Source organism: Paraglaciecola sp. G1-13 (genome assembly GCF_055809255.1).
In genome coordinates, this window is record NZ_CM147903.1 from 1,165,887 (window position 1) to 1,177,729 (window position 11,843).

Consider the following 11,843-nt stretch of genomic DNA (forward strand, 5'->3'; position numbering starts at 1 on the left):
AATGACTCTACTTTTTAGGCTCAGGCCAAACAAATTCACCAGTAGAAGCGGGCGCTTGAACGGTTTTCTTAGGGGATGAAGATTTGCTCCTAGTAGTATACAAATAAAGCTCTTCGACTTTGGCTCTAGCCCAAGGCGTTTTGCGTAAAAACTTTAAGCTTGATTTAACGCTTGGATCGCTTTTGAAACAATTGATTTTTACTTGCTCGTGCATTCGCTCCCAACCAAGCTTTTCGACCAGTGTTTCCACTATGTGTTGCAAGGTCAAGCCGTGCAAAGGATTGTTTTTCTGAACTGTCATTCTGTCACATCTGAAATAGTTTGATATTGGGCAATATAATCTGCGACGTTAGGATCAGGAGGTACGCTAAATTATGATGCCTGTTAGGGGTTGTGAATTCTCTACCGGCTGATCCGGGTAGGTAGTAAGTGTTTGCCGTGAACCGTGTTCGTCTATTTGCTCTAATTTAACAGAAAATCCCCACAAATGATGTAGATGCTTTAACACTTTATGGTGGCTGTCAGCCAGTGGAACACCGTTTTGTGGCAAATATGACAAGGTTAAAGAGCGGTCGCCTCTGGAGTCTACATCATACACTTGTATATTTGGCTCAAGATTACTCAAATTATATTGCGCGGATAGCTTCTCTCTGATGGCGTGATAACCGGCTTCGTCATGAATGGCGGAAACATCGAGAAACGCGTTTTGCTCATCATCTTCAATGGCGAAAAACTTAAAATCACGCATTAGCTTTGGTGACATAAACTGACTGATAAAGCTTTCATCCTTAAAGTTTTGCATAGCGAAATGGACTGTTTCCAACCAATCTTTGCCTGCAATTTCAGGAAACCATTGGCGGTCTTCATCGGTGGGGGATTGGCAAATGCGCTTTATGTCCATAAACATATTGAAGCCGAGTGCATATGGATTGAGGCCTGAATAATTCGGTTGGTTATATGCCGGTTGTGCCACCACATTGGTATGGCTGTGTAAAAACTCGAGCATAAACTTATCTGTGAGTTTACCCTCATCGTAGAGATGGTTAAGTATATGGTAATGCCAAAAGCAGGCCCATCCCTCGTTCATAACCTGCGTCTGTTTTTGCGGGTAAAAATACTGAGATACTTTACGCACGATACGTACTAATTCTCGTTGCCAAGGTTCCAACAAGGGGGCGTTCTTTTCGATAAAATAGAGCACATTTTCTTGAGGCTCAGAAGGGAACCTTCGATTAGGTTCACTGCTTTTGGCTTCAGACTTGGGCAAGGTACGCCATAATTCATTCACTTGAGATTGGATATGTTGCTCACGATTTTGCTGGCGCTCCCGCTCGATCTGCATGGATATTTTCTGCGGCCGTTTGTAGCGGTCAACGCCGAAATTCATCAACGCATGACAAGAGTCGAGCACATTCTCGACTTCACTCACACCGTATTTTTGTTCGCACTTAGCCACATAATTTTTGGCAAATAATAAGTAGTTTATGATAGAGCTAGCGTCTGTCCATGCTTTGAAAAGATAGTTGTTTTTGAAAAACGAGTTATGGCCGTAACAAGCATGGGCTATTACCAGTGCTTGCATAGGCATGGTGTTCTCTTCCATTAGATAGGCGATGCAAGGGTCTGAGTTAATAACGATTTCGTAGGCCAATCCCATTTGGCCGCGGCGATAATTTTGCTCTGATTGAATAAATTTTTTGCCATAAGACCAATGGGCGTAATTAACCGGCATACCGATACTCGCGTAGGCATCCATCATGTGTTCAGCGGTAATAATTTCTATCTGGTTGGGATAAATGTCTAAGCCATAATGTTTCGCTACGCGATCAATCTCTTGTTCGTATTCGGTCAAAAGCTCGAAAGTCCAGTCGGGGCCATCGCTGAGCACATCGGAAGTTTGCTTGTGCTGCACATCTGCTTGAGTATTTTTCATAAGCTAAGCCACTCCTGATTGTTTTTCTACGCCTTGGTCGAACAGCTCCCTGAAAACTGGGTAAATGTCATCAACATCAACAATATGCTTAATGGCAAAATTATTATGGGTTTCGCTGAGCTTTTCATATTCATGCCAGAGCTTTTGATGTTGACGTGCAGTAATTTCGATATAAGCGAAGTAACGCACCGCAGGCAGTAAGCTCTTCTCGAGTAATTCAGTGCACTTGGCGCAATCGTCTGTCCAGTTATCTCCATCAGACGCCTGTGCTGCGTATATATTCCACTCATGACGAGAGAAACGCTGCTCTATGATTTGCTTCATCAACACTAAGGCACTTGAGACAATTGTGCCGCCGGTTTCCGTTGAATAAAAAAATTCTTGTTCGTCGACCTCTTTGGCTTGAGTGTGGTGATGTATATAGACGACCTCGACGTCCTTGTAAGTGCGTGTTAAGAATAAATACAGCAAGATATAAAACCGTTTGGCTTTGTCTTTGGTGGCTTGGTCCATTGAACCCGACACATCCATTAGGCAAAACATAACGGCTTTGCTTGAAGGTATGGGGCGTTTTTGATAATTGCGAAAGCGCAGGTCGAAGGTATCGATGAAGGGCACGCGAGCAATGGCCTTTTCCAACTGCGTTATCTCTTCTTTTAGCTTTGCCAGCATATGTTGATCAGGCAGACTAGATTCGAGGGCTTCAGCAAGCTGCGCTTGCAGTAACTGTAATTGCGCTTTTTTACCGGCACTGAGAGCGATGCGCCGAGCTACCGACCCTTTTAAAGATCGCACTACATCTAAATTACTCGGGACACCGTCTGATACAAATCCCGCTCGATAGCTTTCATATTCAACCAGTTTAGCTTGCTGTGTTTTCTCGAGATTCGGCAGGATCAGATTTTCAAAAAGAAGATCTAGGTATTCGTCTTTTGAAATTTGAAAAACAAAGTCGTCTTGTCCCTCACCGCTATCACTGGCGTTGCTATCCCCGCCTTGTCCTGCACCCGAATCGGGGCGTTTGATCTTATCCCCCGCGGTAAATTGGTCATTGCCGGGGTGCACGATGCTTCTGGCACCCCCTTTACCTGTATGAAAAATAGGTTCAGATATATCTCGGCTGGAAATGCCGATTTTTTCACCACTGGTCACGTCGGTGACACTGCGTTTGTTGATTGAATCAGACACCGCCTTCTTAATTTGCTCCTTGTAACGGCGCAGGAAACGTTGGCGGTTGACTGTACTTTTTCCTTTGCCGTTGAGCCGTCGATCAATAAAATGGGCCATACTACTTTACCTCAATGGATTCCATTGGAGCGCTGTTGTTTACCAGTGCCACATTAAGAAGATTTCCTCACCCGTAAATACCATTCGCATAACAATCTGACTTGCTTTTGGGTGTAGCCTTTTTCGGCCATACGGGCGACAAAATCATCGTGTTTTTTCTCGTCTTCCGCAGAGCCTTTTTTGTTAAACGATATAACGGGTAATAGATCTTCAGTGTTGGAAAACATTTTCTTTTCAATCACAGTGCGTAATTTTTCGTAGCTGGTCCAGCTTGGGTTCTTGCCTTTATTATTGGCTCTAGCGCGCAGCACGAAATTGACTATTTCATTGCGAAAATCTTTAGGGTTGCTTATACCTGCGGTTTTCTCAATTTTCTCAAGCTCAGTATTCAGCGCTTCCCTGTCAAATAGCTGGCCGGTTTCAGGATCCCGATATTCCTGATCTTGGATCCAGAAATCCGCATAAATGACATAACGGTCAAACAGATTTTGACCGTATTCAGAATAGGATTCTAAATACGCGGTTTGGATCTCTTTACCAATAAATTCCACATATTTAGGAATCAGATAACCTTTTAAATGTTCTTTGTATTTATCAGCAATTTCGCTGGCGAATTGCTCACGTTCAATCTGGCGCTCGAGTACATAAAATAAATGTACTGGGTTGGCGGCCAATTCCTGTGGATCAAAATTAAAGACGCGGGATAATATTTTGAATGCAAAGCGGGTCGATAGACCTTGCATGCCCTCGTCCACACCTGCGTAATCTCGGTACTCTTGATAGGACTTGGCCTTAGGATCCGTGTCTTTCAAGCTTTCACCGTCGTACACTCGCATTTTTGAATAAATGCTCGAGTTTTCAGGCTCTTTCAAACGAGATAACACACTGAACTGGGCTAGGGTTTCTAGCGTATCTGGGGCACATGGGGCACCAGATAGTTCACTGTTATCGATGAGTTTGCGATAAATCTGCATTTCTTCTGATACGCGCAAGCAATATGGCACATTGACAATAAATACACGGTCAAGAAAGGCTTCATTGTTCTTGTTATTGCGAAAGGTTTGCCACTCTGACTCATTTGAGTGGGCCAATATTACGCCTTCAAAGGGCAGGGCAGACAATCCTTCGGTGGAATTATAATTACCTTCCTGAGTGGCGGTTAACAAGGGGTGAAGCACTTTTATAGGTGCCTTAAACATCTCCACAAACTCCATTAGACCTTGGTTTGCGCGGCACAATGCTCCTGAATAGCTGTAGGCATCAGGGTCATTCTGGGCAAAGTGCTCTAAACGCCTGATATCCACTTTGCCGACTAAGGCGGAGATGTCTTGGTTGTTCTCATCACCGGGCTCGGTTTTAGCAACCGCAATCTGATCGAGTATTGAAGGGTGTAACTTGACCACCTTAAACTTTCGGATGTCCCCGTTGTATTCATGTAAGCGTTTACGTGCCCATGGTGACATGACGGTTCTAAGGTAGCGATGTGGAATACCATACTCGTTAAGCAGCAATGAGCCGTCTTCATTCGAATCAAATAAACTAAGAGGGTGGTCGTTCACCGGGGAGTCTTTGAGTACGTAAATGGGCTGTTGCTGCATCAGTTCTTTTAGCTTCTCTGCTAAAGAAGACTTGCCACCACCGACAGGGCCAAGCAGGTATAACACTTGTTTCTTTTCTTCCAGCCCCTGAGAAGCATGCCGAAGGTAAGACACGATTTGTTCTATTGATTCTTCCATGCCATAAAATCCGTCAAACGCTGGGTAACGAGCGATGATTCGGTTAGAAAAAATACGGCTTAAGGTGGCATCTTTGGCGGTGTCGACCATTTCTGGTTCACCGATTGCTTTAAGAAGACGTTCTGCTGCATTGGCGTATGCTGAATCATCTGTTTTACAGATTTCTAAGAATTCGTCGATGGTTAATTCTTCTTCTTTACGGGCTTCGTACCGTGTCTGATATTGCTCTAAAATTCCCATAACTCGACCTCACATATAGAAAATTTTCTGGCTTCACTGGTAAGATTAGACCCTTATTGGCATTTGTATGTTTCAGATTTAGAACAATATTTTCTAGAGAATGCTAAAAACTGATTTTTAAGCACTAACGAAGTTGGCGCAAAAGAAGCGCAAAGTAGGCAAGACTGAATGAAGTATGAACAGGGGTCTATTATTGGCAAATTTTAAAGGATGCTACTGATGAAGTGCAGGATGATTATTGGCACAAGCGGGAAGACAGCAGATACAAAAAAGCCTCGATTTATCGAGGCTTTTAAATCATCTTCTGATTACGTTAATCAGACCAGGATCGTTTAAGCGAAGTTGCTCGCTGCGAAATCCCAGTTTGCTAGTGCCCAAAAACCTTCAAGGTACTTAGGACGCGCATTACGATAATCGATGTAGTAAGCATGTTCCCACAAATCTACTGTTAGTAGAGGGGTAACACTTGCATCCGTTAACGGGGTACCTGCGTTGCTAGTGTTAACGATGTCTAGGCTGCCATCAGCAGTTTTTACAAGCCAAGTCCAGCTTGAACCAAAGTTGTTAACTGCTTTGTCGTTTAATGCGGCTTTGAAGTCTGCGAAAGAACCCCATTTAGCATTGATTGCATCAGCAAGAGCGCCAGTTGGCTCGCCGCCGCCATTAGGGCTTAGGCTGTTCCAGTAGAACGTGTGGTTCCAGATTTGAGCAGCGTTATTGAAAACTCCGCCTTCTGACGATTTAACGATCTCTTCAAGATCTTTATTCGCCATATCAGTACCTTCAACCAAGCCGTTTAGCTTAGTAACATAAGTCGCGTGATGCTTGCCGTAGTGATATTCCAACGTTTCAGCTGAGATATGTGGTTCTAAGGCATTTTTTTCATACGGAAGAGCTGGTAGTTCGAAAGCCATGATAATTCTCCATTTAAAGTTAACAAAAATCGTGTGTCTAACCTTGTGTAAACGCTAATGTTTTATACACGAATATAAAACGGTTTGTCCAAAGTTATCCTGAAACCCAGTCACCGATCTTAGGGCGCTTAAGGTACATTACAAGGGGTAAGCTTGATAATAATTTGAAACCAATAAAGATCACAAGGCAGCATTGGTATATTGCCTTGAAAACGGTAAACTTGACCGCATTACTAGCGTTAATAAAATTTTGAGTGAGAATATTTATGGAAACAGTTGAAAAAATTCAGCAACAAATCAGTGAAAACCCCATTCTTCTTTATATGAAAGGGTCGCCTAAATTGCCTAACTGTGGCTTTTCAGCTCAGGCATCACAGGCGTTGATGTCTTGTGGCGAAGAGTTTGCTTACGTTGATATTCTGCAAAACCCTGACATTCGTTCAGAATTGCCAAAATACGCTGACTGGCCTACTTTTCCACAGTTGTGGATCGACGGTGAGCTTATTGGTGGTTGTGACATCATCATGGAAATGGTTCAGCAGGGCGAATTGCAAACAATCGTTAAAGAAAGCGCTGAAAAACGCGCTGATAAGTAACAAAGCCAGTTGCTCTAAACGACGTCGATTGGCTGCGTTTAGAGCAGTTAATCATCCATAAAAAAAGAGTCCTGTAGGACTCTTTTTTTGTTTGTGTCTTGTTCCCTGCGTCATAATACTAATGAACGCTAAAAAGACACTGATTTTTTGGTGTTCCTGGCGAGTGTTGACTCCGCTAGGTTGGGTTAACACACTTCTTTAAATAGAGATTCATCAATAATCGTGTTGTCAACGATGCTTTGCGCCATACGCACACATTTGCCGCACTGATCACCCACGCCAAGCGCTTCACGTAACTGGCGCATATTGCCCACACCGTCTTCGCGAACGGCCTGTTTAATAGCTTTGTCGGTAATGCCGTGACACAAACAAACGTACATAATTAACCTTACTGAATATTGATGTAAATGATAATAATTGTTGTTTGCAGTACTTTCAAGTATTTCTTTTGTCAATTTGTACATTAAATAGTCTAGTTTGATTTCTACTTGATAGTGTGAGGTGAAGGAGCCGTAAAATCTGACTCGCCACTTGGTTTTTACCAAACCATACCTACATTATTGGTTCGTAAAAGAGTGTGATAACCCGTTAATAGTCGTTACACTATGCGCCAGCATATTTTAAACCCAAAGAATGGAGATCAAAAATGAGTGTACTAGTTAGTCGCCCAGCCCCAGATTTTACCGCCGCAGCTGTATTAGGAAATGGCGATATCGTTGAAAACTTCACCCTAAGCGAAGCAATCAAAGGTCAAAAAGCAGTATTGTTTTTCTACCCTCTTGATTTCACTTTTGTTTGCCCATCTGAATTGATCGCTTTTGATAAGCGTTACGATGAGTTCAAAAAACGTGGCGTAGAAGTGATTGGTGTGTCTATTGATTCTCAGTTTACCCATAACGCATGGCGTAACACTGCTATCAATGACGGCGGTATCGGTAAAGTGAAATACGCTATGGTTGCTGATGTTAAGCACGAAATTTGTCAAGCATACGATGTTGAGCATCCAGAAGCTGGCGTTGCTTTTCGTGGTTCATTCTTGATCGACGAAGAAGGCGTTGTGCGTCACCAAGTGGTCAACGATCTTCCTTTAGGTCGTAACATTGACGACATGCTTCGCATGGTTGATGCGCTTAACTTCCATGAAGAACATGGTGAAGTATGCCCAGCCGGTTGGCAAGCTGGTGAAAAAGGTATGGTAGACAGCCCTGAAGGTGTTGCTAGCTATCTTTCAGAGAACGCTGATTCGCTTTAATACAACGCTGATTCGCTTTAATACAACGCTGATCCGCTTTAATACTCTGTAGCGTGATGCGTTATAGATGAAGTGATAGAAAAGCCGCTGTGATCTTATGTGAATAGCGGCTTTTTTGTGTCTGCGAAATAAGGCTTAGTCATGCTCTGGGGTAGGCCAACCACATGCGCTTTGCCATTTATTAACAATATAACAATAGAGTTCAGCCGTTTTCTGGGTGTCATATAAGGCTGAATGTGCTTCGCTTTGATCGAAACTAATATTGGCCGCTTGGCATGCTTTGACTAATACCGTTTGCCCCAACGCTAAACCTGATAGCGTGGTGGTATCGAATGATACGAATGGATGAAACGGCGTACGCTTAATTTTACTGCGTTCGATGGCGGCATTGATAAAACCTAAATCGAATGCGGCGTTGTGCGCCACCATTACTGAGCGCTGGCAGTCAGCGTCCTTTTGCTCTTTGCGAATTTGCTTGCACAAGTCTTTCATGACTTCTGTTTCATCTAATGCTCCCCGCAGGGCGCACCAAGGATCTATCCCGTTGAACTCTAACGCCGCCTTTTCTAAGTTAGCCCCTTCAAAGGGAACCACGTGATAATGAAACGTTTTATCTGGGGTTAAAAAGCCATCGGCGTCCATTTTGGTCGTAATTGCAGCGACTTCAAGCAACGCGTCGGTTTGCGCATTAAAGCCCGCTGTTTCAACATCTACGATAACGGGAAAGTAGCCTCTGAATCGGTCTTTTAGGAGAAATTGGGGATCTGACATAGCTACCTATAGCGATAAAAATAAGGCGTGATTATGTCAACTATCTGCACACGTCGCTACCCTATATACTTAATAATCTAGCGAACTATAATCTTTAGTAGACTGGGCAAGCGGTGAATTCAGGGTTAAGCTTTTACCGTGGGAGTCGATAACCAATGCACAGGAGCAGTGATTGCTCATGAAGCGGAATTAATCAAACGAAAAGACTTATGAAATCTATCTTATTTATAGTGTCCCTGACGTTAAGCGGTTCTCTATCAGCTGGGCTACGGCAATACGCGGCAAAAATTGAGACATCTGACTGGCAGTTAAGCCAGCAAAGTCGTTTGCAGTGTACCTTGGCACATAAAATACCAGGCTATGGTGAGGCAATGTTTACTAGCATGGCGTCTAAGCAACTGAATATGGAGTTTGAGCTTGATATGCTGCGTTTGCCTAAAACGTTTGGTATGGCGTCTGTCTATTCTGTTCCTCCTCGGTGGATGCCGGGGCAAATGCACCACGCCATTGCAGATATGACCATACGTAAGCAATACAATGGCGATCTGCCAGAGCAAGTTGCGTGGACTATGCTCTCGGAACTAGAAAAGGGTTTCTGGCCGACCATATATTATCAAGACTGGTACAATCAAAATGACAGGATTTCAGTTGGCTTAAATGCCAGCAATTTTGCTGCCCCTTATGAAAATTTCGCACAATGTGTATCGAACCTACTGCCCTATAGTTTTGATGATATTGCCTACACCATTCTCGCCTACCAGAAAAACAGCACCGAATTGACCAAGTACTCCCAGCGCCGTTTGAATATGATTGGTCAATACCTCAAAGAAGATAGCGATATGGAATTAGTTTTGCTCGACGGTTACAGCGATAGCTACGGCGGTCGAGACATGAACAAAACCTTGTCGGTGAGTCGTGCGGTAGAGATAAAAAATTACTTTAGCGACATGGGCGTAGCACCTCAGCGAATCGAAGTGACAGGCCATGGCGAACGACGACACATTGCCCCGAATACCAATGAAATGTCCCGTGCAAAAAACCGACGTGTGGTGATCCGCATGGCGAAACCTTAGCGGGATCGCTTTCTGCCAAACAACGTCAGGATGTGACAGAGCCATCAAAAAAGCCGATTAATACAATTAATCGGCTTTTTGCTATTGGCTAAGTGATGGCGTCGCTGCGCGCCAATGCGCTAACCAATATATCCTTAGCGGGGTTGTTGGTCTAAATACGTCACGACTGTGTCGGTAAAATCAGTAAACAAGCCGTCCACTTTTAGCTGTTTAAACAATAAGTCCAGCGTTTGTTTATTGGTTACGCCTTTTGGCAGCGCGTCTTGCCTAAACGTATATGGGTGCACGTCAAGCCCTGCATCATGTGCGCGTTTGACCAATCCCGTGGGTTGTAGGGTCTGCATATCAACCAACTGAGGGATCCATGGGCCTATACCTTGAGCGATTGTGGCTAACTCTTCGAGTTTTTCAGACGTGCGCAGAGCATCATAATCAGTGGGGGATTCCCCCCAATCATTTTCACCTAGCAACTGAATCAATTTTACTTTTGCGCCCAATTCATGGCGCAAACGTTTCAGCTCAGCATAATCGAAACACTGCACATAAATGGCTTTACTAGCATCATCAAGGCTATGTTTGCGCAGGGTTTTCATAACAATTTTGCTGATATCCACGCCTTGTTCCCGGTGCCAAGCAGGGGATTTTATCTCAGGGTAAAAACCAATGTTCTTGCCAAACTGCCGGTTAAGTTGATTAATCAGCTCAATCTGTTCTTCAAAGGTCGCAATGGTAAATTCAGCGTTGCCTTGATAGCGGTTTTTGAAAATCTGTTTGCCCTCTGTTGTGCTGCGCTCATGCACTTCTAAAGACTTTAATTCTGCTAAGGTAAAATCAAGGGCATAGAAACGCCCGTCATCACGTTTTCGCTGTGGGTATTTATCAGCAACGTTTGTCACTGTATCTAAGTGAATATCATGCAGTACGACTGGTACGCCATCTTTGCTTATCACCACGTCTTGCTCAATAAAGTCTGCCCCAAGGGCGAAGGCGAGAGTAGTGGACTCCATGGTGTGTTCTGGTAGATACCCCGAAGCACCACGATGAGCAATGACCAATGGTTCAGCCCAAGCGGCTTGGCTCGCCAGCAGCGCAAGCAATGACAACGACAAAATTGTTTTCTTCATATTGACTCCAATGTCTCAGTTTCCTTTCGCGGATAATTATGTTGTTTGAATAAGCTCAATGGCGTAACCGTCCGGGTCGCGCACAAATGCAATTACTGTGCTGCCGCCTTTAACTGGGCCAGCGTCTCGATATACATCGGCTCCTTGGGCTTTTAATTGCTCACACACCTGATAAATATCATTTACCCCAAGGGCGATGTGCCCATATGCGGTGCCTATATCGTAGCTATCTTCATCCCAGTTATGGGTTAATTCCAATACGGTGTTGTTGTCTTCGTCGCCATAACCGATAAACGCTAACGTATAGCGGTAATCTTTGTTCTCACTGCTGCGTAGCAGTTTCATGCCAAGCAGTTCAGTGTAAAAAGTGATAGAGCGGTCTAAATTACCGACACGCAACATGGTGTGCAAAAAGCGCATAATGGTCCTTAACAATCCTGAGGTGCGACTAAGTCGTTGATTGTAACTAGTTAACTGTCTCAACAATATGACAAAGCGTAACAAAAAAATGGATAGTCAGATATTAACTGCTTAGTTTCAATCCAATGACGCCAACCGTAATGGTGATTAAACTAACCACTCGCCAAAAATTAAGCGGCTCGTTGAGCATAACAATACCAACAATCGCCGTGCCTATGAGGCCGATAACAACCCAAACGGCATACGCGGTTCCCGCTGGGAGTGATTTCATGGCTATGCTTAATAAACCAAAACTGATGGCCATGGCAACAAGAGTGAATATAGAAGGCCACAGCTTGCTGAAACCGTCACTGTATTTTAGGCCAATTGCCCACACAACTTCGAATAACCCTGCAATGATCAAAATAATCCAGTTCATTTTTATACCTACCCATTTTGAGCTGGGTCGTCCCAGAGAAAAGCGCGAGGGATGAGGTCGTCCTCATTTCGTTGATATC

13 protein-coding genes are annotated in these 11,843 nt (G+C 43.9%); 3 read left to right on the forward strand and 10 right to left on the reverse strand.

Translation table 11 applies throughout. The features are described 5' to 3' along the window. Positions 1-7: 7 nt before the first annotated feature. The 5 genes from AC0L6N_RS04885 to sodB all read right to left on the reverse strand — a co-directional run bounded on the left by AC0L6N_RS04885 (position 8) and on the right by sodB (position 6,110). Positions 8-301, reverse strand: a complete 294-nt coding sequence (locus AC0L6N_RS04885) for a VF530 family protein (protein ID WP_011574234.1) — start codon at positions 299-301, stop codon at positions 8-10. A 66-nt stretch (positions 302-367) separates the two neighbouring features. Next, a complete protein-coding gene (locus AC0L6N_RS04890; protein ID WP_473479403.1) occupies positions 368-1,933 on the reverse strand; it encodes a SpoVR family protein in 1,566 nt (521 codons plus the stop codon). A gap of 3 nt (positions 1,934-1,936) precedes the next feature. Next, entirely contained in the window at positions 1,937-3,220 is a 1,284-nt protein-coding gene (locus AC0L6N_RS04895; protein ID WP_473479405.1) for a YeaH/YhbH family protein, read from the reverse strand. A gap of 53 nt (positions 3,221-3,273) precedes the next feature. Next, positions 3,274-5,196: a PrkA family serine protein kinase gene (locus tag AC0L6N_RS04900; RefSeq protein WP_011574237.1), complete on the reverse strand. Its 1,923-nt coding sequence runs from the start codon at positions 5,194-5,196 to the stop codon at positions 3,274-3,276. A 332-nt stretch (positions 5,197-5,528) separates the two neighbouring features. Beyond that, complete coding sequence (sodB, locus tag AC0L6N_RS04905) at positions 5,529-6,110, reverse strand: superoxide dismutase [Fe] (protein ID WP_011574238.1); 582 nt, start codon at positions 6,108-6,110, stop codon at positions 5,529-5,531. Positions 6,111-6,376: 266 nt separating this feature from the next. Here sodB and AC0L6N_RS04910 point away from each other — a divergent pair, with 266 nt between their 5' ends. After that, the gene (locus AC0L6N_RS04910) at positions 6,377-6,706 is read left to right on the forward strand and encodes a Grx4 family monothiol glutaredoxin (protein ID WP_011574239.1); all 330 of its coding nucleotides are present in this window, start codon (positions 6,377-6,379) and stop codon (positions 6,704-6,706) included. Positions 6,707-6,891: 185 nt separating this feature from the next. Here AC0L6N_RS04910 and AC0L6N_RS04915 read toward each other — a convergent pair whose 3' ends face one another. Further along, positions 6,892-7,086, reverse strand: coding sequence for a bacterioferritin-associated ferredoxin (locus tag AC0L6N_RS04915; protein WP_006993419.1), 195 nt, complete (start codon positions 7,084-7,086; stop codon positions 6,892-6,894). A gap of 266 nt (positions 7,087-7,352) precedes the next feature. Here AC0L6N_RS04915 and AC0L6N_RS04920 point away from each other — a divergent pair, with 266 nt between their 5' ends. Then, entirely contained in the window at positions 7,353-7,958 is a 606-nt protein-coding gene (locus AC0L6N_RS04920; RefSeq protein ID WP_006993420.1) for a peroxiredoxin, read from the forward strand. A gap of 135 nt (positions 7,959-8,093) precedes the next feature. Here the strand turns inward: AC0L6N_RS04920 and rnt are convergent, their stop codons facing one another. After that, positions 8,094-8,729, reverse strand: coding sequence for a ribonuclease T (gene rnt, locus AC0L6N_RS04925; protein ID WP_473479408.1), 636 nt, complete (start codon positions 8,727-8,729; stop codon positions 8,094-8,096). A gap of 209 nt (positions 8,730-8,938) precedes the next feature. Here rnt and AC0L6N_RS04930 point away from each other — a divergent pair, with 209 nt between their 5' ends. Beyond that, entirely contained in the window at positions 8,939-9,802 is an 864-nt protein-coding gene (locus AC0L6N_RS04930) for a flagellar protein MotY (RefSeq protein ID WP_011574241.1), read from the forward strand. Positions 9,803-9,936: 134 nt separating this feature from the next. Here the strand turns inward: AC0L6N_RS04930 and glpQ are convergent, their stop codons facing one another. The 3 genes from glpQ to sugE all read right to left on the reverse strand — a co-directional run bounded on the left by glpQ (position 9,937) and on the right by sugE (position 11,764). Continuing rightward, positions 9,937-10,926, reverse strand: coding sequence for a glycerophosphodiester phosphodiesterase (gene glpQ, locus AC0L6N_RS04935; RefSeq protein ID WP_473479410.1), 990 nt, complete (start codon positions 10,924-10,926; stop codon positions 9,937-9,939). A 36-nt stretch (positions 10,927-10,962) separates the two neighbouring features. Beyond that, positions 10,963-11,346, reverse strand: coding sequence for a lactoylglutathione lyase (gloA, locus tag AC0L6N_RS04940; protein ID WP_011574243.1), 384 nt, complete (start codon positions 11,344-11,346; stop codon positions 10,963-10,965). A gap of 103 nt (positions 11,347-11,449) precedes the next feature. Continuing rightward, on the reverse strand, positions 11,450-11,764 hold the full coding sequence (gene sugE / locus AC0L6N_RS04945) for a quaternary ammonium compound efflux SMR transporter SugE (RefSeq protein ID WP_011574244.1): 315 nt from the start codon (positions 11,762-11,764) through the stop codon (positions 11,450-11,452). Positions 11,765-11,843: the final 79 nt, after the last annotated feature.

What these genes read in the sequence shown, in the direction of transcription:
- AC0L6N_RS04885 (WP_011574234.1), bottom strand. Translation starts at nt 301, where the DNA reads ATGACAGTTCAGAAAAACAATCCTTTGCACGGCTTGACCTTGCAACAC.
- AC0L6N_RS04890 (WP_473479403.1), bottom strand. Translation starts at nt 1,933, where the DNA reads ATGAAAAATACTCAAGCAGATGTGCAGCACAAGCAAACTTCCGATGTG.
- AC0L6N_RS04895 (WP_473479405.1), bottom strand. Translation starts at nt 3,220, where the DNA reads ATGGCCCATTTTATTGATCGACGGCTCAACGGCAAAGGAAAAAGTACA.
- AC0L6N_RS04900 (WP_011574237.1), bottom strand. Translation starts at nt 5,196, where the DNA reads ATGGGAATTTTAGAGCAATATCAGACACGGTACGAAGCCCGTAAAGAA.
- sodB (WP_011574238.1), bottom strand. Translation starts at nt 6,110, where the DNA reads ATGGCTTTCGAACTACCAGCTCTTCCGTATGAAAAAAATGCCTTAGAA.
- AC0L6N_RS04910 (WP_011574239.1), top strand. Translation starts at nt 6,377, where the DNA reads ATGGAAACAGTTGAAAAAATTCAGCAACAAATCAGTGAAAACCCCATT.
- AC0L6N_RS04915 (WP_006993419.1), bottom strand. Translation starts at nt 7,086, where the DNA reads ATGTACGTTTGTTTGTGTCACGGCATTACCGACAAAGCTATTAAACAG.
- AC0L6N_RS04920 (WP_006993420.1), top strand. Translation starts at nt 7,353, where the DNA reads ATGAGTGTACTAGTTAGTCGCCCAGCCCCAGATTTTACCGCCGCAGCT.
- rnt (WP_473479408.1), bottom strand. Translation starts at nt 8,729, where the DNA reads ATGTCAGATCCCCAATTTCTCCTAAAAGACCGATTCAGAGGCTACTTT.
- AC0L6N_RS04930 (WP_011574241.1), top strand. Translation starts at nt 8,939, where the DNA reads ATGAAATCTATCTTATTTATAGTGTCCCTGACGTTAAGCGGTTCTCTA.
- glpQ (WP_473479410.1), bottom strand. Translation starts at nt 10,926, where the DNA reads ATGAAGAAAACAATTTTGTCGTTGTCATTGCTTGCGCTGCTGGCGAGC.
- gloA (WP_011574243.1), bottom strand. Translation starts at nt 11,346, where the DNA reads ATGCGCTTTTTGCACACCATGTTGCGTGTCGGTAATTTAGACCGCTCT.
- sugE (WP_011574244.1), bottom strand. Translation starts at nt 11,764, where the DNA reads ATGAACTGGATTATTTTGATCATTGCAGGGTTATTCGAAGTTGTGTGG.